Consider the following 382-nt stretch of genomic DNA (forward strand, 5'->3'; position numbering starts at 1 on the left):
AGGCCGTGCTGCGCGGCGAAGCGAACCCCGAGAATTTCGCGCGCCTTGCGGAGCGCATCCTGGACGGGCAGACGTCACCCGGCGGGTCCAGCATGCTCGACGTGGTGATGGCGGCGCTGCGCCCCAGGCACTGAGATCGAAGTTTCCGGCAGCACGATGCCGGGCCGTGTGCCTCTGGCCGCGTTCGGAACGTCTCAGGGTTTGCCGTTTGCCGCCAGCAGGGCGTCTGCGGCCAGATCGCAGGCTTTGCGGAGTTCCGGGTCGCCGTACATCTGCGCGGTGACCTCGTCCACCAGCGCATCGAAGTCGCCCGTGCCTTCCAGCACGTGACCGAACTCTTCCCGCAAAGTGGCCTCCATGAAGATCCGGAACGCCTTGCGCC

Annotated in this window: 1 protein-coding gene; it reads right to left on the minus strand. The window is 67.3% G+C overall.

Annotation, left to right across the window (positions count from 1 at the left end):
• Window positions 1-194 precede the first annotated feature (194 nt).
• On the minus strand, window positions 195-382 hold a 188-nt coding region (locus tag GVL52_RS30245; RefSeq protein WP_200848088.1), incomplete at its 5' end, for a hypothetical protein.

The sequence above is a fragment of the Rhizobium sp. 18055 genome (assembly GCF_902706285.1).
In the GTDB taxonomy this organism is placed as follows: domain Bacteria; phylum Pseudomonadota; class Alphaproteobacteria; order Rhizobiales; family Rhizobiaceae; genus Rhizobium.